Annotated in this window: 18 protein-coding genes; 7 read left to right on the top strand and 11 right to left on the bottom strand. The window is 36.8% G+C overall.

Annotated elements, in window-relative coordinates; translation table 11 throughout:
* The first annotated feature begins 7 nt into the window (after nt 1–7).
* Genes BWGOE10_RS10220 through BWGOE10_RS10210 form a run of 3 tightly spaced genes read left to right on the top strand, consistent with a single transcriptional unit; the run spans nt 8 to nt 2,605 of the window.
* Nucleotides 8–1,432: a uroporphyrin-III C-methyltransferase gene (locus BWGOE10_RS10220; RefSeq protein WP_070142240.1), complete on the top strand. Its 1,425-nt coding sequence runs from the start codon at nt 8–10 to the stop codon at nt 1,430–1,432.
* Nucleotides 1,429–2,139 carry a sirohydrochlorin chelatase gene (locus BWGOE10_RS10215; RefSeq protein ID WP_070142239.1) on the top strand — a complete coding sequence of 237 codons (711 nt, stop codon included), beginning with the start codon at nt 1,429–1,431 and terminating at the stop codon, nt 2,137–2,139. Before BWGOE10_RS10220 ends, BWGOE10_RS10215 begins: the two co-directional genes overlap by 4 nt.
* Nucleotides 2,132–2,605, top strand: a complete 474-nt coding sequence (locus BWGOE10_RS10210; protein WP_070142237.1) for a precorrin-2 dehydrogenase — start codon at nt 2,132–2,134, stop codon at nt 2,603–2,605. Before BWGOE10_RS10215 ends, BWGOE10_RS10210 begins: the two co-directional genes overlap by 8 nt.
* Nucleotides 2,606–2,841: 236 nt before the next feature.
* On the opposite strand, the gene BWGOE10_RS10205 is transcribed toward BWGOE10_RS10210, so the two are convergent.
* The 7 genes from BWGOE10_RS10205 to moaA all read right to left on the bottom strand — a co-directional run bounded on the left by BWGOE10_RS10205 (nt 2,842) and on the right by moaA (nt 8,821).
* The gene (locus BWGOE10_RS10205) at nt 2,842–3,039 is read right to left on the bottom strand and encodes a PspC domain-containing protein (RefSeq protein WP_033710387.1); all 198 of its coding nucleotides are present in this window, start codon (nt 3,037–3,039) and stop codon (nt 2,842–2,844) included.
* A gap of 299 nt (nt 3,040–3,338) precedes the next feature.
* Complete coding sequence (narK, locus tag BWGOE10_RS10200; protein ID WP_070142235.1) at nt 3,339–4,508, bottom strand: nitrate transporter NarK; 1,170 nt, start codon at nt 4,506–4,508, stop codon at nt 3,339–3,341.
* 80 nt (nt 4,509–4,588) lie between these two features.
* Complete coding sequence (gene moaD / locus BWGOE10_RS10195; RefSeq protein WP_070142233.1) at nt 4,589–4,822, bottom strand: molybdopterin converting factor subunit 1; 234 nt, start codon at nt 4,820–4,822, stop codon at nt 4,589–4,591.
* Nucleotides 4,819–5,289, bottom strand: coding sequence for a molybdenum cofactor biosynthesis protein MoaE (locus BWGOE10_RS10190; protein ID WP_070142231.1), 471 nt, complete (start codon nt 5,287–5,289; stop codon nt 4,819–4,821). Before BWGOE10_RS10190 ends, moaD begins: the two co-directional genes overlap by 4 nt.
* A gap of 154 nt (nt 5,290–5,443) precedes the next feature.
* Nucleotides 5,444–6,733 (bottom strand): gephyrin-like molybdotransferase Glp, encoded by a 1,290-nt coding sequence (glp, locus tag BWGOE10_RS10185; protein WP_070142230.1) that lies wholly within the window; start codon nt 6,731–6,733, stop codon nt 5,444–5,446.
* Nucleotides 6,734–6,776: 43 nt separating this feature from the next.
* Nucleotides 6,777–7,790 carry a molybdopterin-synthase adenylyltransferase MoeB gene (locus BWGOE10_RS10180; protein WP_070142228.1) on the bottom strand — a complete coding sequence of 338 codons (1,014 nt, stop codon included), beginning with the start codon at nt 7,788–7,790 and terminating at the stop codon, nt 6,777–6,779.
* 17 nt (nt 7,791–7,807) lie between these two features.
* Entirely contained in the window at nt 7,808–8,821 is a 1,014-nt protein-coding gene (gene moaA, locus BWGOE10_RS10175; protein ID WP_070142226.1) for a GTP 3',8-cyclase MoaA, read from the bottom strand.
* Between the two features lie 392 nt (nt 8,822–9,213).
* Between moaA and BWGOE10_RS10170 the strand changes: the two genes are divergently transcribed.
* Nucleotides 9,214–9,906, top strand: a complete 693-nt coding sequence (locus BWGOE10_RS10170) for a Crp/Fnr family transcriptional regulator (RefSeq protein ID WP_070142224.1) — start codon at nt 9,214–9,216, stop codon at nt 9,904–9,906.
* Nucleotides 9,907–10,050: 144 nt separating this feature from the next.
* Here BWGOE10_RS10170 and narI read toward each other — a convergent pair whose 3' ends face one another.
* The 4 genes from narI to BWGOE10_RS10150 are packed head-to-tail and all read right to left on the bottom strand — an operon-like array spanning nt 10,051 to nt 16,459.
* Nucleotides 10,051–10,740: a respiratory nitrate reductase subunit gamma gene (narI, locus tag BWGOE10_RS10165; RefSeq protein WP_070142222.1), complete on the bottom strand. Its 690-nt coding sequence runs from the start codon at nt 10,738–10,740 to the stop codon at nt 10,051–10,053.
* Nucleotides 10,741–10,757: 17 nt separating this feature from the next.
* Nucleotides 10,758–11,288 carry a nitrate reductase molybdenum cofactor assembly chaperone gene (gene narJ, locus BWGOE10_RS10160; RefSeq protein ID WP_070142220.1) on the bottom strand — a complete coding sequence of 177 codons (531 nt, stop codon included), beginning with the start codon at nt 11,286–11,288 and terminating at the stop codon, nt 10,758–10,760.
* 19 nt (nt 11,289–11,307) lie between these two features.
* Nucleotides 11,308–12,783: a nitrate reductase subunit beta gene (gene narH / locus BWGOE10_RS10155; RefSeq protein WP_070142218.1), complete on the bottom strand. Its 1,476-nt coding sequence runs from the start codon at nt 12,781–12,783 to the stop codon at nt 11,308–11,310.
* Nucleotides 12,773–16,459, bottom strand: coding sequence for a nitrate reductase subunit alpha (locus BWGOE10_RS10150; RefSeq protein WP_171903106.1), 3,687 nt, complete (start codon nt 16,457–16,459; stop codon nt 12,773–12,775). Before BWGOE10_RS10150 ends, narH begins: the two co-directional genes overlap by 11 nt.
* Before the next feature lie 826 nt (nt 16,460–17,285).
* Here BWGOE10_RS10150 and BWGOE10_RS10145 point away from each other — a divergent pair.
* Genes BWGOE10_RS10145 through BWGOE10_RS10135 form a run of 3 tightly spaced genes read left to right on the top strand, consistent with a single transcriptional unit; the run spans nt 17,286 to nt 21,687 of the window.
* The gene (locus tag BWGOE10_RS10145; RefSeq protein WP_070142214.1) at nt 17,286–18,248 is read left to right on the top strand and encodes an AAA family ATPase; all 963 of its coding nucleotides are present in this window, start codon (nt 17,286–17,288) and stop codon (nt 18,246–18,248) included.
* Nucleotides 18,248–19,462, top strand: coding sequence for a DUF58 domain-containing protein (locus tag BWGOE10_RS10140; RefSeq protein WP_070142212.1), 1,215 nt, complete (start codon nt 18,248–18,250; stop codon nt 19,460–19,462). Before BWGOE10_RS10145 ends, BWGOE10_RS10140 begins: the two co-directional genes overlap by 1 nt.
* Nucleotides 19,459–21,687: a DUF3488 and DUF4129 domain-containing transglutaminase family protein gene (locus BWGOE10_RS10135; RefSeq protein WP_070142210.1), complete on the top strand. Its 2,229-nt coding sequence runs from the start codon at nt 19,459–19,461 to the stop codon at nt 21,685–21,687. The genes BWGOE10_RS10140 and BWGOE10_RS10135 overlap by 4 nt, the downstream gene beginning before the upstream one ends.
* Nucleotides 21,688–21,718: the final 31 nt, after the last annotated feature.

Raw genomic sequence — 21,718 nt, 5'->3', positions numbered from 1 at the left:
TGCGTATATGAACGGATATGTATATTTAGTTGGTGCAGGACCAGGTGATGAAGGGCTTATTACAAAAAAAGCGATAGATTGCTTAAAGCGTGCAGATATTGTCTTATATGACCGCTTATTAAATCCTGCCTTTCTTAATTATACGAAAGGAACATGCGAACTAATTTATTGCGGAAAAATGCCCAAAAATCATACTATGCGACAAGAAATGATTAATGCCCACCTCCTTCAATTTGCGAAAGAAGGAAAAATCGTTGTCCGTTTAAAAGGCGGAGATCCATCTATTTTTGGCCGTGTTGGTGAAGAAGCAGAAACTTTAGCAGAAGCGAACATTCCGTATGAAATTGTACCAGGTATTACAGCTAGCATCGCCGCTAGTAGCTATGCAGGTATCCCCCTCACCCACCGTAACTACAGTAATAGCGTCACTTTACTAACTGGACATACAAAAGGTCCTTTAACCGATCACGAAAAACATAATTCATCCCACAATAGCGATACTATCGCCTACTACATGGGTATAAAAAACTTACCTACAATTTGTGCAAACTTACTACAAGCAGGAAAAAAAGAAGATACACCCGTAGCAGTCATTGAATGGGGTACAACTGGAAAGCAGCGCGTTGTCACTGGAACACTTTCAACCATTGTTCCTATCGTCAAAAACGAAAATATTTCTAATCCATCAATGACAATTGTTGGTGACGTCGTTTCCTTACGCAATCAAATCGCTTGGAAAGAACGTAAACCATTACATGGTAAAAAAGTTTTATTTACATCCGCAACAAATAAAACAAGTTTAACCAAGCAAAAGTTACAAGAATCCGGTGCAGAAATATATCAAATTCCAACTTTTAAAAAGGAAGAATATACATTAACACCTGAACAAATCTATGAAATTTTTAACGTTGATCGCCTTGTATTTTGTTCAGCTGAAAGTGTAGAAATCTTGATGCAATCATGCAGTAAACATCATAAAGATATTCGTTCCTTACAGGCAGAACTGCAGTATATGAACCTTCCTGTTCAAGAAAAGCTTATGAAGTATGGATTGTTAAGTACATCTGCAGAGTTTTCTTTAGAAACAACTGTCTATTTAGGCCGGAATATAAACCGAATTGCTTTTATTCAAGAAAAAATTGGTGCAGGCTCCTATATGATGACTCATGAGTATAAAATTGATCATCGATTCGATGAAATTCATTCACGTATGCTTTCTGAATTCTCATGGGATAGCATTGTATTTGAAGGACGTGCTTCAATTGATACGTTTTTATCAGAAGTAAAACGCCTTGGCTTTATAGATATTCTTACTCTTCCCTTCTCATATACCGATGTTCCAACTTTACACTATGCAAATAAAGTCGGGTTTCACAACGTAGATCATCAATTACAAGAAATCGTTATGAAGAAAGACATGGTAGCACGATGAAAGGAATCGTATATGTTGGACACGGTAGCCGACTGCAAGAAGGTAACGAACAATTCATTCAATTTATTCAATCTGTTATGAAAGAACGTAACGAAAGAATTCAAAAAATAGCTTTTCTTGAACTAACAACTCCTACCATTCATGATGCAGTTACAGAAGCGATACTAGAGGGAGCAACTGAAATAATGATTGTACCTGTTTTATTATTTGCGGCAGCTCATTATAAACGTGATATTCCTTTTGAGATAGGGCAAATGAAAAAGAAATATCCACATATAACATTTTCATTTGCACCACCTTTTAGTACGCATCCACATATGGTTGAACTTGTAGTGAAAAGAATACGTGAAACGATGCCAATGCAGGGTAGTAGAGTTTTACTCGTAGGACGAGGTAGCAGTGACTCTCAGCCTATATATGAGTTACAACAAATCGGAGCAGCTGTCGAACGAAAACTCGGCATGCCAGTATGTTGTTCCTTTTTAACGAAAGGAACACCCTCTTTTACCGCTGAGCTCAAGACTATAACATCGACTGCGTCCCATGTATATGTCATGCCGTATCTTCTCTTTACTGGTTTGTTACTTCAAAAAATTAAATTGCATACAAAAAAATATGATCACGTTACAACTTGTAACTGCCTTCAGTTTGATACATATATGAAATTAACATTAATAGAACGAATGGAGGAATGTGTGTATGTATAACATGTACCCTCTTATGCTTAATCTAAATAAAAAAGTGGTCGTTATCATTGGTGGAGGTAAAATTGCATATCGAAAAGCGTCTGGATTAAAAGATACGGGCGCTTTTGTCACCGTTGTCAGCCCAGAAATTTGCGAGGAAATGAAGGAACTTCCTTATATTACTTGGAAGCAAAAAACTTTTAGTAATGATGATATTAAAGATGCTCACCTTATTTATGCAGCTACAAATCAACACGCTGTAAATATGATGGTCAAACAAGCCGCTCATGATTTCCAATGGGTTAACGTTGTAAGTGATGGTACAGAATCATCATTTCACACACCTGGTATCATCCGAAATGATGAATATGTTGTAACGATTTCAACTTCAGGTAAGGATCCATCGTTTACGAAGCGTATGAAGCAAGAACTAACATCTATATTTCCTAAACTTATAAAAAAGCTTTCTCGTACTAACAAATCGTAATTTATCTCTTAGGTGAAATATTAATTAATTTCGGACAAACGTTTTTTATAGACGTTTGTTCTTTTTATTATTAGACAGACAATTGACACTCCTACCTCTAAAAGGGCCAGCTGACTAACGTCAGTGGGATTCTTACCACCAAAGGCTGGTATCGTAGACGTGTAAGAGGCGGAGTGCCTTTATCTACTTGTTCCTTTAAAGTTCCCGTTTGTTGAATTATATTTGAGTTCATACATTTATCCCTTAATTTCTTTATCTGTAGGCAAAACAATTGCAGCTATTATATAAATTAACACTGTTATTCCGCTAGTAAAAAAGGCTGATAATGCAGTTACTATTCGAAGGATACTAACATCAATTCCATACTTATCGCTTAAGCCACCTAATACACCTGATACTTGTTTATCTTGAGTGGACTTATATAATTTTTTCATCTAAACACCCCGATCAAATTAAATATTTGTATACTAAAAATTAGTTCAACCTTTGGAAGAGATTTAACATTTCTTCAACTAACCTGCCCTTTAATTGAATAACATCTGTTATCTATATTTTAACATAAAATCCCATAATCCTTCTGTTTTTCATTTTAAAACCACACTATTTTAGAAAACAAGCTTTGGTTAAGATGGAGATAGTAAATGACATTTTATCGACTTAACGATAAAACATGAAGAAGCCTATTACTAAAAGAACCGTCCCAGAATACTTTGGGACGGTTCTTTTTTCCTTATTAATTATTCTTTAACATTACTAACAGCTTCTCTTGGCTATACATCCACACGGTGATGATTAAACAAGCAAGTGCGACTTCTGATAATGCCATAAATCCAATTGCATAATGACCTGTCAGTTGGAATAGTAATGTTAAAATTAATGGTGGGAAGAACCCTCCTAGTCCACCTAAAGCTGATACAACTCCATTTACAATACCAGCTTGTTCAGAGAAGTACATTGGAACGAGTTTAAAGATTGTACCATTTCCAATACCTGCACAAAATGCAACTAGTAGGCAACCAAATGTATACACGTTCATACTAGGCATAAATGATAAAATAATACCTGAAAGTGTTAAACCGATAAATACGAAGATTAATATTTTAAATGGATTAAATTTATCACCGAGCCAACCACCAATCGGGCGCATGATTGTTGCTAATACGATGAACCCTGCTGTCCGCATACCTGCATCTACTTTCTCTAATCCGAAGTGAGATACTAAAAAATTTGGTAAGTATACTGTAAATGCAACAAATGATCCGAATGTTAAAAAGTAAAAGATACATAAAAACCAAAGTTTTTCATTTTTATATACACCTTTTATTTGTTCCATTAATGGTGTATTCACCTTTTTTTCTTTACGATCGCCTAATAAAAAGTTCATAAGTGCAAATGCTGCAAGTAAAACTAAATAACACTGTACTGTCGTTCTCCAGCCAAATGAAGTTGCAATGACAGGTGCTAAAAATGAAGTAATTGCTGTTCCGGCGTTACCAACACCGTAAATACCATTTACAAAACCGTGACTCTCTTTCGGGAAGTACTTCGGTAAAGAAGTTACCCCTACAGAGAATACAGCCCCACCAATCCCTACAAATAAGCCACCAATAATTAAATCCATCATAGAATTGGCAACACTAATATAAAAGACAGGGAATAATAATAGAATAAAACTAATAAAGAATAACTTTCTTGCTCCGTAACGATTTGTCCAATAACCAATTGGAATGCGAAGAATAGAACCTAAAATAACGGGTACTGCTGTGACCATAGAAATTTGTCCCGCAGTTAATGGAATATCCGCTTTAATATAAGGCATTAATGATGATAAAATGACCCATACCATAAAACCGATAACTAGATTAGAAGTTTGTAAACTTAATTGAAAATTAGGACTTTTCATCCTGTTCCCTCCTATGTATGCATAGTTATATTAATTCCCTCCAGTCTAATCACGTACTCACATGATTAGACTGAAAAGAATCAACCACCACTTACTGGCGGAATCATTGCTACAACATCACCAGTTTGAATGATGTCATCCTCATTTGCGTATTCTTCATTTATAGCGACCATAATCTCTTTTGAAATTGCTAAGTTGTATTTCTTTATAAGAACATCCTTTAGCTCAGCAACCGTAATCTTTTCACATTCTATTTGCAAGGCCGGCTTACTTGCTTCTTCTTGCAAATGTGCAAATAATAGTACTTCAATCATGTTCTCATCTCCTTTTCAGGTTCACCATTTACATATGCTGTTTTCTCTAACTGATCACCTATCCATGACTCACCATCTTCCCAAAACTCTTTCTTCCAAATCGGAACAATTTGTTTTATACGCTCCATAATATATTCATTCGCCTCATAGGCCGCTTTCCGATGTGGTGTAGCAACAGCGACAACGACAGCAAGATCAGAAATTTGCAATGTACCAATGCGATGTGTAATTGCCACATATGTACCTGGCCATTTCCCTTCTACTTCGGTACCAATTTTCTCAAGCTGTTTTTCCGCCATTGTCTTATAAGCTACATACTCTAAATATAGCGTACGGCGTCCTTTCGTAAATTCTCTAACAGTACCAATAAAAGTAGTAACAGCACCGCACTCACGCTGAATTACTTTATTAGTAACTTCTTCAATTGAAATTGGTGTATCAATTACTTCATAATACGTATGTGTCATCTTGCACCTCTTATCTTTGTATAAAGTGAAACTTTAATCAGTGGGGGTTTTCTTCATCTCCTACTGATTATTAGCCTTCACCAATCGGGCGTTTATGGGCAGTTAATGTGGGATAAATCATAATCCGCGGAGAAGCCATCAATCTATTTTTCTATCACTTGTATGATCGAAGTGGTTCTTCCCATGGCCACTCGCTTCCTACGTTTGATTCTAATAACAGTACCGAAACAGTCATTCCTGCTTCAAATCCTCTTGTTCCGCCCGGCAGTACGATAAATGCATTCGCCTCTGCAAGTGAAGAAATTGCACTTGATTTATCTAAGCCCACTGGTGTAACTTGCAATTGACCATCTACAATTTCTACTCTCCCTCTTACAAAACGAGTAAATGGGTTTGCTTTCGGAAAATCATTTTGTAAAATTGCTTCTGCACGATATACGTGTGGATTTTTACTATGCAAGTATGTCCCAATGACTGGTCGAACATATAATTCACAACCGACATAACAAGCAGAAGGATTACCAGATAGACCAAATAATAGTTTTCCTTCTACCTCAGCTACAGTTGTCACACTTCCTGGTCGCATCGCTATTTTATTGAAAAGTACATTAGCTTGTAATCTCTCATAAATAGCAGGTAAATAATCGTAGTCTCCTACTGAAACACCACCAGTTGTAATTAATATATCCACTTCTTTTATCGCTTTTTTTACAGTGTTATAACACGTCTCAAAATCGTCAGCGAATTGTCCATAATACTGTACAACTCCACCCGCTCGTTCAATTTGAGCAGCAATCATATAAGAGTTACTGTTTCGAATCTTCCCTTGTTTTAGTGGTTCATGTACTTCTAAAAGTTCACTTCCTGTTGTTACGACCCCAATAATCGGCTGCTTAACAACATTTACTGAACTATAACCAAACGTAGCAAGAAGCGCTGCTACTCCAGGGTTAATAAAAGTTCCTTTTTTCACAAGGGTGGCATTTTGTTTTACATCTTCCCCTTTAAAAGAAATGTTATCACTAGAAGCGAAAGAGCGTTTTAATTTCATATAAGTCTTTTCGTTTTCTTCAAACCCTTCCGTTAGTTCTAACATAACAACAGCATTACACCCCTCTGGAATTGCGGCTCCTGTCATAATACGTACAGCTTGAAATGCTTTCACTTCTTCTGTAAAAACAAAACCTGCTCCAATTTCACCAATTACTTCAAACTGAATGGGGTTACTGCTACTTGCTTCTTTCGTATCTTCCGCTCGAATTGCAAACCCGTCGTATGGAGAACGATCAAAATGCGGAACATCATGATCTGCAACAACATCTTCTCCAAGCGTTCTTCCGTAGCTTTCTTTAAGAGAAACTTTTTCCGTTTCACCTAGATAGGCGTACTCCATTACACGTGCAACTGCTTCTGCCACTGGAATTGGTATACGTTTTTCTAACATTCCTTTTTCACCTCGTTTTGATAAGGAGAAACGCTCTTTCTATTCACCCTATATATTTTGCGTATAATCGTTTTGCCATTTTCACATCATTAGTCCCATGAATAAATGCCCTACCGTCTGTAAATAAAACAAAACGATATTCATCAACAAGAAACGATAGTAAATATGGTGTTTTTTTGACATTCACACTTTTTTGTAAGCGCTTTTGAATTTCTTCTAAATGAAGAACTCGCTTTATCCCTGGACGGATTTGAACTGTATTCCGCCCGCATAACACTTCAGTTTTCAACTGTGCTTCAAATGTTAAACTTGGATACTTGCGTACATTGCCACAAGATGGACATGTGCTTTTCTTCTGTCTATTTACCTTTAATGAGAGATATTGATTGTTCCAAATATCAAATGATAACATTGTTCCTCGCAACGCCTTATAATCGTCCACCAATATTTTCATCGCTTCTGTTACTTGGTGAGCAACAACCATTTGTACAGCTGGTTGAATGATTCCTGCTGTATCACACGTTGCTCCGCCCATCGGATGATCCATTAGGCAGCGAAAACATGGTGTTTCCCCTGGAAGAATTGTATACGTTACACCGTAACTTCCGATGCACCCACCATATATCCAAGGTATATTTTCTTTTTGTGAAATGTCATTGATAAGTAGGCGCGTATCAAAATTGTCAGTCGCATCTAAAATAAGATCCACTTCTTTTGTTAACTCTTCCATTTCCTGCATTGTGACATCCGTTACAATTGGTACAATTTCCACTTCAGAATTAATCCTTCTTAAATGTTCTGCCGCTGCAATTGCTTTTGGTTTACACTGCTGTGCATCTTCTTCTGTATATAACTGTTGCCTTTGTAAATTACTCCATTCAACGTAGTCACGGTCAGCAATTGTCAATTTCCCAATTCCCATCCTAACGAGCGCTTCCGCATTTGCAGCCCCTAGTGCACCCGCACCGATTAGAAGCACATGCTTTTCTCGTATTTTCTTTTGTCCCATTTCACCAATTCCAGAAAATAATACTTGCCTTGAATAACGCTCCTGCATATGGAATCCTCCTTTCATTATCCACCAATGTAGGACATTTCAATTTTTGGACGTTTATTTGTACTTTCTGCCGTTCGTTCATCTGAATACCTATCTTTTCTATACGCCCATGTATGTTGTAAAATTTTTAATAGTGATGCATCAGAAATATCTTCTCTAAGAAGCGTTCGTAAATCCATTCCTTTTGTTCCAAATAGGCATGTGAAAAATTTACCGTCTGCCGAAATACGAGCCCTCGTACAAGAAGAACAAAAAGACTCAGAGACTGAAGTAATAAATCCAACTTCTGCGTTGCTCCCTACATATCGATATAATTTTGCAACTTCTCCAAAGTAACGAGGTGTAACAGGCTCAAGCGGATATACACGATTAATTTTCTCTATTACTTGTTCCTTCGTAATGACTTGTTCGAAGTTCCAGCCATTCGTACTCCCCACATCCATAAACTCGATAAAACGGAGCTGAATTTCTTGTTCTTTAAAATAACGAGCCATAAGAAGAATTTGGTTATCATTCATTCCTTTTTTTACAACCATATTTACCTTTACTTCTAATCCAGCTGCCTTTGCTGCTTCAATTCCTTTCAAGACAGGTTTTGTACTTACGTTTCGTCCATTAATTTTTTGGAAGACATGATCTTCTATCGCATCTAAACTAATATTTACACGTTTTAATCCTGCTTCTTTTAATAGCTTTGCTTGTTTTGCTAAATGAATACCGTTTGTTGTGAGTCCAATATCCTTTAAGCCTTCTAGCTTTGCAAGCCTTGCAATTAACTTCGGTAAATCTTTACGCAACAAAGGTTCACCGCCAGTAAGTCTAATTTTATTGACTCCCATACTTATAAACAATCTCGCCAATCTTTCTATTTCATCGAACGTTAATAAAAACTCTTCCTGTAAAAAAGCGTAATCTGGTCCGAACACTTCAGCTGGCATACAGTATGTGCACCTAAAATTACAACGGTCAATAACTGAAATACGTAAATCTTGAAGTGGCCGTTCTAAAGAATCTCTCATCTTCTCGTGCATCTATATCCCTTCTTTTCTACTCAAGTCCTTAGTAAGTTTTCAATTTTTTTATTTGCCTTCATTATAAAAAAGAAGCTACATATTCAATGTGACTTTTCTCACATTACTTTCCCCATTCAAAAATTCTTCACAAATCCGTTCGAATTTTGTTCACATCTCTAGTCTCCTTTCTTTACACATTAAAATTTCTTATTATGTTTCTTTTTTCTTTTCTTACTCTCAAAACTCAAATCCATATAATCCCTTACTATAACTAGTTTTTTAGAGATTTAATATCGTTTTCCTTTACGGTCATTGAAATTTCACTTTTTTCCAAAAATATCTCTTGCATTTTCATCATACTTACATTCAAAATAGGAAATGTATTGCTTAAAAGAAGAAAGGTGATCGCTGTGGCAAACAGTATGACATTATCTCAAGATTTAAAGGAATTACTTGCATCTGTTGAATATAAAATGCAGATTAAAAAAGGAAGTTTTATTTTTCAAGAAGGTATGGAAGCAACAGAACTCTATATCATCCACTCAGGAAAAGTACAAATTAGTAAACTAAGTGCTGACGGGCAAGAATTAACACTTCGTATTTGTTCGGCATACGACATTATTGGCGAATTAACATTGTTCACGGACAATGCGAAGTATTTATTAAATTCTAAATGCCTTGAAGATGTTGAAGTAGGAGTAATAAAGCGTGAAACCTTAGAAAAAGCATTACTCCAAAAGCCTGCACTTGTATTTGAATTTATGAAATGGATTAGTGAACATTTAAGAAGAATGCAAACGAAGTTCCGAGATTTAGTATTACACGGCAAAAAAGGTGCCCTGTATTCTACTCTCATACGAATGACAAATAGTTATGGTGTGTTAAAGGAAAATGGTATTCTCATCGATTTACCATTAACGAATCAAGAACTTGCGAACTTCTGTGCAACTTCCCGTGAAAGCGTAAATCGAATGTTAAATGATTTGAAAAAAAAGGGTACGATTTCTATTACTAAAGGAAAGATTACAATTCATGATTTACAATTTTTAAAATGTGAAATTGCTTGTGAAGATTGTTCTGCCTCTGTTTGTAGCATTGATTAGCATCTTATTTAGATGCTAATCTTTTTTCATATTAAGCTACTTATTAAACATACACGGTTATCCCCCTATATTAACAAAGACGAGGCCTTTCATATTAGACCTCGTTTCGTTTTAGCCGCTAGCTCCTATCCGTTTACAGCAGTATTATTTTTTCAATTCATTAGGAATACGTCTTCTGTAAATTACATAACTACGGCTTAAGTATTTAATTGGAGCACTAAATACATGTACAAGTCTTGTAAATGGCCATACTGCGAAAAGCCCCATCGCTGCAATAATATGAAATTTAAACCAAACAGGTACTTCCATCATATATTCAACTTTCGGTTGGAAAATAAAGAGACTACGGAACCAAGGACCGATCGTTGTACGATAATCAAACCCTTTTGAGTCAATATTTAAAAACGTTGAAGAAAGTCCTGCTAGCATAACGATAAGTAATAAAATAAGCGCAATATAATCTCCCGTTGTACTCGTTGCAATGATGCGTTTTACTGTTACACGGCGATACGTTAATATAATTAAACCGATGATAGAAGCAACACCTGCCGGAAGTCCGAAACTAATCGCTACTACATGATACATATGTTCAGAAATACCTATTGAACGGTATACGGACTCTGGAATTAAAATCCCCATAACATGACCACCAATTACGAACATTATCCCAAAGTGGAATAATAGACTTCCGACCCGGAGCATTTTCTTCTCTAATAGTTCACTAGATTTTGATGTCCATCCAAATTGATCATAGTTGTATCTGAAAATATGTCCACCGATAAAGATTGCAAAAATGATATAAGGAAACAACACCCATAGAAATTGATCCATCATTTTGACAACTCTCCTTTCTATTTTGTCTGTACACCCCATGTATCGATAGCGAGGAGAATAGCTGCAAGAATTGGTTCATACATACTGTCTGCTTCTTTTAACTGAACGTGCAATGCTTGTATATTCTCCTTGTATTTACTCATAATCGGTTCACTATCTTGTTCATCTGCATTTGCAAAAAACTCAAGTAATAGCGGTAAATAATCAGGTAGTTCTTTATCTGTTACTTCAAAACCAGATTTTTTATAATGCTGTTTTAACTCTAATAATTCAATACCTCTTTCTCTTTGTTCACCGGTGTTCATATAAGTTAAATACATATTTGTCTTTTTACCAAAATCGAATGTATATACGTAAGTATCAATTAATTGATCATTCGTTTTATTTAGTGCTTGTTTTATAAATGTTGTAAGTGCTGCTTTAACGTCTTCCTGTTCAATCGCTTCAATCTCTTCTTGTAATTCAGTTAAAGCTTCCCCCCACCCAAGTTCTGGGTAGGAGAGAAGAAAAGAAGAACAAGAAAAAGCAGTTTGTAAACTTTGTTTCATAATTTTCTGCCCCCTTTATTTAAGAAATTGTCATACAAGAGCCTGGACCACCTGTGAAGGAAAGACCACAGCTTCCTTGTTCGCTATATAAATCTGCAACCTGTTCGCGGTGAGATGTCGGGATGACGAAGCGATCTTTATATTTCGCGATGGCAAGAAGACGATACATATCTTCTACATCCTGTTTCGTTAAACCAATTTCTTTTAATACTGCTTCATTTGGTTCTTTATTAATTTGCAATGCTCTCATATGCGTTCGCATGACAGCCATTTTTTTCAATGTAAGACGAATGTGTGATTCATCTCCTGCAGTGAGTAAATTCGCTAAATATTGAATTGGAATACGCATATTATCGATAGCAGGGAAAATCTCTTCTGCTTGCCAGTTACTACCTTTCCCTTCCACCATATTCATAATTGGGCTAAGGGGCGGGATATACCAAACCATTGGCATTGTACGGTACTCTGGGTGAAGAGGTAGAGCGATTTTCCAATCGATAATCATTTTATAGATTGGCGACTCTTGTGCTGCTTTAATCCATTCTTCAGGAATCCCTTGTTTTTTTGCTTCCGCTGCTACTTCTGGATCATTTGGATCTAGGAAAACAGTAAGCTGAGATTCATATAAATCTTTTTCATTTTCAACAGAAGCCGCTTCTTTTACTTTGTCAGCGTCATATAGCATTACCCCAATATATCGAATACGTCCTACACATGTTTCAGAACAAATTGTTGGCATACCAGCTTCAATACGTGGGAAACACATTGTACATTTTTCAGCTTTATTTGTTTGCCAGTTAAAATACACTTTTTTATAAGGACAAGACGATACACAAAATCTCCAAGCACGACATGCATTTTGATCCACAAGAACAATCCCATCTTCTTCACGTTTATACATCGCACCAGATGGACAAGACGAAACGCAAGATGGATTCATACAATGTTCGCATATGCGTGGTAAATACATCATAAAGACATTCTCAAAATCCGTTTTAATTTCTTCTTCCATTTTCTTTACATTTGGATCTTGTAATCCTGTTATATGTCCGCCTGCTAAATCATCTTCCCAGTTTGGACCCCATTCAATTTTGTCGATAAATTCGCCTGTAATTGCTGATTTCGGACGAGCAACTGGTTGATGCTTACGCTGCGGGCTATTTGTTAATGTTTCATAATCATAGTTCCAAGGTTCAAAGTAATCATCAATTGTTGGTTGATCTGGATTGTGGAAAATATTCATAAGACGCTTCATTTTCGAACCGGATTTCAGCTGAATTTCACCATTTTTCAATTCCCAGCCGCCTTTGTATTTCTCCTGATCTTCCCATTGTTTTGGATAACCAATTCCAGGTTTCGTTTCTACGTTATTGAAATACATATATTCAGCACCTGGACGATTTGTCCAGGTGTTTTTGCATGTTACGCTACAAGTATGGCAGCCGATGCATTTATCTAGGTTCATTACCATTCCGACTTGCGCTTTAATCTTCAAGCCAATCTACCTCCTTCAGTTTACGGATTACGACATTTAAGTCACGCTGATTCCCAGTCGGACCATAGTAGTTAAATCCATAGCTTAATTGACCATATCCACCAATCATATGTGTTGGTTTAACATGAATACGGGTTGGACTATTATGCGTTCCCCCGCGGGTGCTTGTTAATTTCGTACCAGGCACGTTAATGTGACGATCTTGCGCATGGTGCATAAATGCCATTCCCCTCGGTATACGGTGCGTTACAACGGCACGTGCTACGACAACGCCGTTACGGTTAAAGCACTCAATCCAATCATTATCAGCAACTCCAGCTTCATTCGCATCATCTTTATTCATCCAAACAGTTGGACCACCTCTAAACAGCGTTAACATCGGCAATGAATCGAAGTACATACTATGAATCGACCACTTATTATGCGGTGTTAAATAGTTTAGTGTAATTTCTTTCCCCTCTACTTCAGGGCGTGATTTACGAAACGGTTTATGTTGCAGAATTGGTTTAAATGTTGCCATCGTTTCACCAAATTCTTTCATCATGTCGTGATCTAAGTAGAAAGATTGTCGACCAGTTATCGTTCTCCAAGGGATGAGACGCTCAACATTTGTTGTAAATGGCGAGTAACGGCGTCCACCTTTTTCAGAACCCGTAAAGGCTGGAGAAGTAATTACTGTTTTAGGCTGCGCTGTAATTTGTTCAAATGTGAAGCATTCTTCTTCACGTTCTTCTGCTAAATCACGTAGTTTTAAATCGGTTTGTTTTTCAAGTGCTTCCCATGCTTTTACAGCCATATGACCGTTTGTTGTAGAAGAAAGTGTTAATACCGCCTCAGCAGCATTAATTGCTTCTTTTATGTCTGGGCACCCTTTCGCAATAGAATCCGTTCGAATAACTCCTAATCGACTCTTTAATTGCTCATATTCTTTTTCTGCCGACCAAGAAATCCCTTTCGTACCAATCGGTTGTTTTCCGGTATTTGGTCCAAGAGCTGTCATCTTGTCATAAATCGTTTTATAATCCCTTTCGACAACATGAATTTGCGGCATTGTTTTACCTGGGATCGGTTCACACTCACCTTTGCTCCAGTCTTTAATCTTGCCAAGTGGTTGCGCTAATTCTTGTGGTGTATCGTGAAGAAGTGGTGTTGCAACGACTTCTTTCATTGGTTCAAGATCGATTTTCTTCGCTAAATCTGACACAGCTTTAGAAAGAGCGGTGAAAATATCCCAGTCAGAGCGTGCTTCCCACGGTGAACCGATTGCTGGATTAAATGGATGCACAAATGGATGCATATCCGTACTGCTTAAATCGTGCTTTTCATACCAAGTTGAAGCAGGTAAGACGATATCAGAATAGAGCGCTGTTCCAGCCATACGGAAATCTAAATTAATGAGTAGATCAAGCTTCCCTTCTGGCGCTTCTTCATGCCACTTAATTTCTTCTGGTCGTATTGAATCACTATCGTCATTCATTAATCCATTTGTTGTACCTAATAAATGTTTTAAGAAATATTCGTGGCCTTTACCAGAACTTGAAATTAAGTTGGCACGCCATACGAATAAGTTGCGCGGGAAATTATTTTTATTATCTGGATCTTCAATCGCAAATTTTAGTTCTTTTTCTTTTAGTTTTTGTGCAACGTATTTTCCGATTTCTTCTTGCGTTGTTGCACCAGTAGCAACAGCTTCTTTATATAATTCAATTCCATTTTTCTCGAATGTTGGATAGGAAGGTAACCAGCCAAGTCGTGCCGCTAATACATTGTAATCACCGTGATGTTGATAACGAGAGTTGCCCTCAATTGGTGATGCTAAATGTCCAACCGGTGTATCTTCATAACGCCATTGATCTGTTACGAAATAGAAGAAAGATGTACCGTTTTGTAATTTCGGTGGCCCTTGCCAATCTTTTGCCATCGCGATTGTTTGCCATCCTTCTGCTGGTCGTAATTTTTCTTGCCCAACATAATGCGCCCAACCGCCGCCGTTTACACCTTGTGCCCCAACGAGAAGAACAAGGTTTAAAACTGCGCGATAAATCGTATCAGAATTAAACCAATGGTTAATACCGGCCCCTACAATAATCATCGAGCGACCATCCGTATCAACTGCGTTTTGTGCAAACTCACGAGCAATTTGAATAATAAGCTCTCGTTTCACTCCTGTCATTTTCTCTTGCCATGCAGGTGTAAATGGTACATCATCATTGAAATCTTTCGGCTCTTGTCCGCCGAGCCCTCGGTTCACGCCGTAATTTGCTAACGTTAAGTCGTATACAGTTGTAACGAACACTTCGCCTTCTTCTGTCATAATTTTTTTCACTGGAATTGTACGTTCTAATACTTTGTTTCCATCATCTGAGAAGTACGGAATTTGTACCGTTCCAACAGCGTCTTCCATTCCAAGTAAAGAAAGACGTGGATCAATCTTTTCACCTGTTTGTTCATCTTCTAAACGCAAATTCCATTTCTTTTCATTATCCCAACGTGACCCCATTGTGCCATGAGGTGTTGCAAAATCTTTCGTGTTCTCGTTCCAAAGAACAGGCTTCCATTCTCCTAACTTTGTTTCACGTCCAATATCAGTAGCATTTAAGAAACGATCAGCGACGAATTGATCTCCTTTTTGTTTCAATGTGACAAAGAAAGGAAAATCAGTATATTGCTTCGCATACTTTGTGAAGTATTCCACTTGATTATCTACATAAAATTCTTGTAAGATCACGTGCCCCATTGCCATCGCAAGTGCACCGTCTGTACCTTGTTTTACACTAATCCAATCATCCGCAAACTTTGTTGACTCGGCAAAATCAGGACTTACAGAAACGACTTTTGTTCCTTTATATCGAACTTCTGCTAAGAAGTGAGCATCTGGCGTTCTCGTCATCGGTACATTTGAACCCCACGTCATAATGTAGCCAGAGTTATACCAGTCACTACTTTCCGGTACATCTGTTTGATCACCCCAAATTTGCGGAGAAGCTGGTGGTAAATCAGCGTACCAATCATAGAAACTAAGCATCGGTCCACCCATAAGTTGCATAAAACGGCTACCCGCAGCATGACTTAACATCGACATAGCTGGAATTGGTGAAAAACCAACATTTCGGTCTGGACCGTATTTGATTACTGTATAAAGTAATGAAGCAGAAACGAGTTGTAATACTTCATCCCAATTCGCACGAATGAATCCCCCTTTACCACGCGCCTGCTTATACTTACGTGCTTTTTCAGGGTTTTCCACAATGCTTTTCCAAGCATCTAGTGGTGACTCGTTATTTTGTAATTCCTCTTGCCACATACTCCAAAGAACACCACGTACATACGGATATTTCACACGAAGTGGACTATAAATGTACCAAGAAAAACTCGCTCCACGCGGGCATCCTCGTGGTTCAAAATCAGGCATATCAGGACCTGTTGTTGGATAGTTAAGCTCTTGCCCTTCCCATGTTACAATTCCATCTTTCACATAAATGTTCCAACTACAAGAACCAGTACAGTTCACGCCGTGTGTAGAACGGATTACTTTATCATGCTGCCAGCGTTTTCTATACACATTTTCCCATTCACGATCTTCATATGTTTCTTGTGTATGATTATCGTTATAACGATCTATTGGTGAAAAATATTTTAAACGTCTCATTAGTGCTGAAGGTTTCTTCTTCATCATGTTCACTCCTTTAATACGTCTCTCTTACATACCCTTACTATAAGAGAGGTTGTAAAATACAGATGTGACATTTCGCACAGTTCAAGAGATTGTCATAAATTCATTTGGAAATCGGTTTACGGGGAAACATTTATAAGTAAAGATTACTTTGTTTTGTTGTGAAGATTTCGGTCAGCCATGAGCTTATTAGGAGAATAGCATTTGGAGGATTCACCTTTTTTTGCATAAGAAAAAACGCAGGAGAGATTCCTACGTTTTTATATACATATATTAAAAAGAGTTTTGATACTACTTCAATAATGCTATAAGGAATTTACTTTTCTGCAACGATACTATTATCAAGACATATTTTATATAAAGTGAAACTTTAATCAGTGGAGGTTCTGTTCACCCCCCACTGATTATCAGCCCGCACCAATCGGGCATTTACGGGCAGCCCCACTCCCACCTAACTTCTTTGCACTAGCTGAATTTTGAGGTGGGCGTTTTACTGCCCACAAATAGCGGGATAAAACTACAAATCATTATTTACTGTATTGCTCTTAGTTACGGAAACAATTATACTAGATGTTATCTGCATATATAATCTGAATATTCATAAAATTATGAGTAGGATTTCCTTTGGGGACATAGAAATTATAAAGTATATCACCATGATTTTTTAACATTTAAGTTTTTTCCTATTTATATAAGTTCTCAATATGAACTTATATACACCATTCCTACTTACCTCTTAGATTACTATTATACTGCATTAAAATGAAGGAACTCCTTTTCTTTAACATAAAAATGAATTAGAAAAGATAATAAAATTAGGAGGATTACAATGCCCCAGCTTGATTCATTACATCCCATTGTAGAAAAAATAATCAACAATATTGAAAAATTAATGGTCGGAAAACGAAAAGAAACGATTTTAGCCTTGACAGCTCTCTTAGCTGAAGGTCATGTACTATTAGAAGATGTTCCCGGTGTCGGGAAAACAATGCTAGTACGTGCTCTTTCTAAATCAATTGATGCCGATTATAAGCGAATTCAATTCACACCTGATTTACTGCCGTCAGATGTAACAGGTGTTTCTATTTACAATCCAAAAGAGCTCCAATTTGAGTTCAAGCCTGGACCAATTATGGCGAATTTTGTACTTGCTGATGAAATTAATCGTACATCTCCAAAGACACAATCTGCCTTACTTGAAAGTATGGAAGAAGGCACTATCACAATAGATGGCATTACAAGACCGTTACCAAAACCTTTCTTTGTAATGGCTACACAAAATCCGGTCGAATATGAGGGAACATACCCTTTACCAGAAGCTCAGCTCGATCGTTTCTTGTTGAAGCTAAGAATGGGATATCCTACACTAGAAGAAGAATTTGAAATTTTAAACCGGATGGAAAAAACAAATCCACTTTCCCATTTACAAGCTATTACTACAATAAAAGAATTACTTTATTTACAACAAAGCGTACGGGAAGTAAGCATGGACAAAGCAATCAAGCATTACATTGTAAAACTTGTTAATCAGACTCGTTCTTATAGTTCTATACAGCTAGGTGCAAGTCCACGTGGCTCAATTGCTTTAATGAAAGCTTCACAGGCTTATGCATTCATCCATGACAGAAATTATGTTATTCCAGACGATGTTAAATTTTTAGCTCCTTACGTTTTAGCTCACAGACTCATTCTAAAAATGGAAGCAAGATTTGAAGGAATAACAGGAGAACAAGTTATCGCCAAAATCGTTGCACGAACTACCGTGCCGACTCAAAGGACGAAGAACCTTTGATGAAGCGACTACTACGAGCACTATATCACGTTACGAAGTTATTGCTAATCCCTTTATGCCTAGTCTTAATATTTGTTTACGCTATGCTTCAAGGAGGATTTGTAAGTTGGTTTTTGTTTTACAGTACGATTCCTATTGGCCTTTATTCACTACTACTCCCCTTCTACGCTTTACGGGACGCTGAAGTAAAACGAATAACAAACCAAAACGAATATGCAGCAGGAGAACAATTTTTAAGCACTATTACAATAAAAAGAAAGTTTCCTTTTCCCCTACTTTATTTAGTTATAGAAGATGAACTGCCACCACCATTTACAAGTTGTAGACAAGCAAAGATGAATAAGGTCATACTCTTTCCAGGATTAAAACGAAACATTTCGTTTCAATATGTTATTGACACAATCCCTAGAGGAGAGCACACTTTTTCAAGCGTACGTGTCAAAACTGGCGATCTATTCGGTATGATAGAGAAAGAAGTAATTTTTTCAGTTCCGGATACATTTTTAGTCTATCCCCAGTATGTAGATATAACGTATCGACAATTGGAAAATCATTTCGAACAAGGAGCACTTTCAGCAAATATAAATTTAGCAAAAGACTCTACAGTCTCTGTCGGTGTCAGAGAATATAAACCTGGTGACCGCTTTTCATGGATTGATTGGAAAGCAACTGCACGAACAAACAATATTATGACGAAAGGGTTTGAACAACAGCGCAGCCATAATATTATGATATTTATGGACAGAACTGAGTCCTCTCTATTCGAATCAGTCGTAACATTTACTGCCTCTATTGTGAGGGCTGTCTTGAAACAAAATTCACCAGCGTCATTCGTGTCTGTTGGAAAAGAACGAACTTTTTTCCCTTTAGACAATGGAGATACGCAGTTACAACAAATCTTTTGTCATTTAGCGAAAGTACAAGCAGACAGTGTATTCCCGCTCTCCCAGAGTGTAGAAATGGAATTAAGAAAAATTTATGAGCCCGTAACGATTATACTCGTGACAAGCGATCTTTCTCCCGATATTCAAAAGGCGGCTGACTGTGCTGCTATTAAAAATAGAAAATTAATGGTGTTTGTCGTGAAAGAAAAAGCGAATCAACTCTCACATCGAGAACTAAGTATTCTAGAAACTCTACAAAAACGAAAAATATTTGTAAATGCGGTTTATGAAAACCGGTACACAAACGTGTTTTTTGAGGTGAGCAAATGATAACATTACGAACAAAATACAAATGGGATATGAGCAGATTCTTCATGCATGTATGTGCACTTCTACTTTTACTAGAATGGCTAAGCCCCCTTATAGGTATTACAAACGTAGGTAGATTAGATATTTTTGTAATATTTATAGGAATTTGCTTCACTCTCTCTTTTTTTCAAACAAGGTGGCAGATTCCAATAAAGATCGTCACGATCTTATTCATCATTCATTTCCTGTATTATAAAAATGCTTTTATAAATCCATCTTGGCTAACGAAATTTTTTGCTGATATTTCTCGAAATTCCTCCCTGTTATTTCAAGGGAATTTGCTAGATATTTCTCCAGTTTTTCCAACATTTTTATTTTTTCTATCATTTTGGTTTTTGAGTTCTTTCATCTCTTTTTGGATGATTCATAAAAAACGTGGGTTGTTATTTCTTGTATTGACTATTATTTATATCACAACTTTTCATAACTTACATTTATACAATGCAAACTACGCTATTATTCGTACTGTTGTCATCGGCTTTTTTATGCTTAGTCTTCTTCAAATAGAACGAATAAAAGAGATTGAACACTTACAAAATTATGCTAGAGTAATCTCAAAATTACTTAGACCTCTTACAATATTTATTGTATTGTCAGCAACCATCGCATACTTCGCTCCAAAATTTGGCCCTCAATGGCCAAACCCAATGAATTTTTTAAAATTCAACACATCCGAAGCAAGTAAAGAACAAGAAGTTTCTACAATTGGGTATGGTTTAGATGACTTACAATTAGGTGGTCCTTTTAAGGCGGATAATACAACTGTTTTTACAGCACAAACGCAAAACAAACAATATTGGAGAGTAGAAACAAAAGATTTTTATACAGGAAAAGGCTGGGAGGTTTCCGAAAACCCGAAAAAGGTTTCTTTTAAAAATAAAAACGACGTCGTGAGTTGGTACGAACAAAATACAAAAACGGAGACAACCGAAGCAACAATCACCATGCAAAAAAGTTATCCTCACCTTACCTATCCAGCAGGATTAGTATCTGTTGATGCTTCTACTGATGTATCATACAGTGTTGACCCATTTTCAGAAAAAATCTATACGATGCACGGAGACTCTTCTACTACTTTAAATTCATATAAAGTAACGTATGAGATCCCGGAGTTTTCCATAGAAAATTTGAAAGCTGTAAAAACGAATGAAGGTCATGAAACAAGTTCTTATTTCATGACAAAGTACACACAACTTCCCGAATCATTACCGCAGCGAGTAAGAGACTTAGCTGTCAATCTTACAAACGATAAAGACAACCGATATGATAAAGTATTAGCTATTGAAAATTACCTCACAGACAACTCTTTTGTATACGAAACAACGAATGTCTTATTCCCTGCCAAAAACCAAGATTATGTAGATCAATTCCTTTTCGATACAAAAAGCGGCTACTGTAATAATTTTTCGACGTCTATGATCGTGTTACTTCGTTCTGCCGAGATTCCCGCTCGATGGGTAAAAGGCTATACAGAAGGAACTCTTGAGAATACACTTGCTAGTACAGAAGGTGAGAATGTTTATAAAATCGCGAACAATAACGCACACTCTTGGGTCGAAGTATATTTCCCAGGATACGGATGGATTCCATTCGAACCAACAAAAGGATTTACCAATCCCTATACTTTTACAAATAATACTCCTGCTTCTACTTCACAAAATAGTGAAGAAAATAATTCTAATAACGAGCAAATACACCAACGGAACAATGAAGCAAAGCTCAAAAGTTTAATAGAAAATACAGAAGAAGCCTCTACTAAAAAGATCACAAATTCCAAAAATTATTTTTCCTGGTGGTACGTATTCCTCTCTACGATACCGATTAGTATCATCGGATACATTCTCTTCACTACTAGAATGAAGTGGATTACATTTTTTATTATTCTTTTCTATAAATACCGAAAAGATGATGTTGTTTATCAAAAAGCTTACGGTGCACTTTTAAAACAATTTGCGAGAATTGGCATACCACGGGGTGAAAGTCAAACATTCCGAGAATACGCTCTCCACATCGATACACTTTACAACTCGGCCGATATGCAACAACTTACTTTCAGTTATGAAAACGCTATGTATCAAAAAGGACAGGCCGCAGCCGAATGGAAGAAATCCGTATACTTATGGGAAGTGCTTATGAAAAAAGCAGCTTCTCTGCCTAAATCAAATGAATTCGATACAGTGATTTAATCTTGATAATGTGAGTTTAAAGAAACCACCT

The sequence above is a fragment of the Bacillus mycoides genome (assembly GCF_001757995.1).
Taxonomy (GTDB): domain Bacteria; phylum Bacillota; class Bacilli; order Bacillales; family Bacillaceae_G; genus Bacillus_A; species Bacillus_A mycoides_B.
The sequence above is the reverse complement of the archived record's forward strand: the minus strand, read 5'-3'. Positions and strand labels throughout refer to the sequence as shown.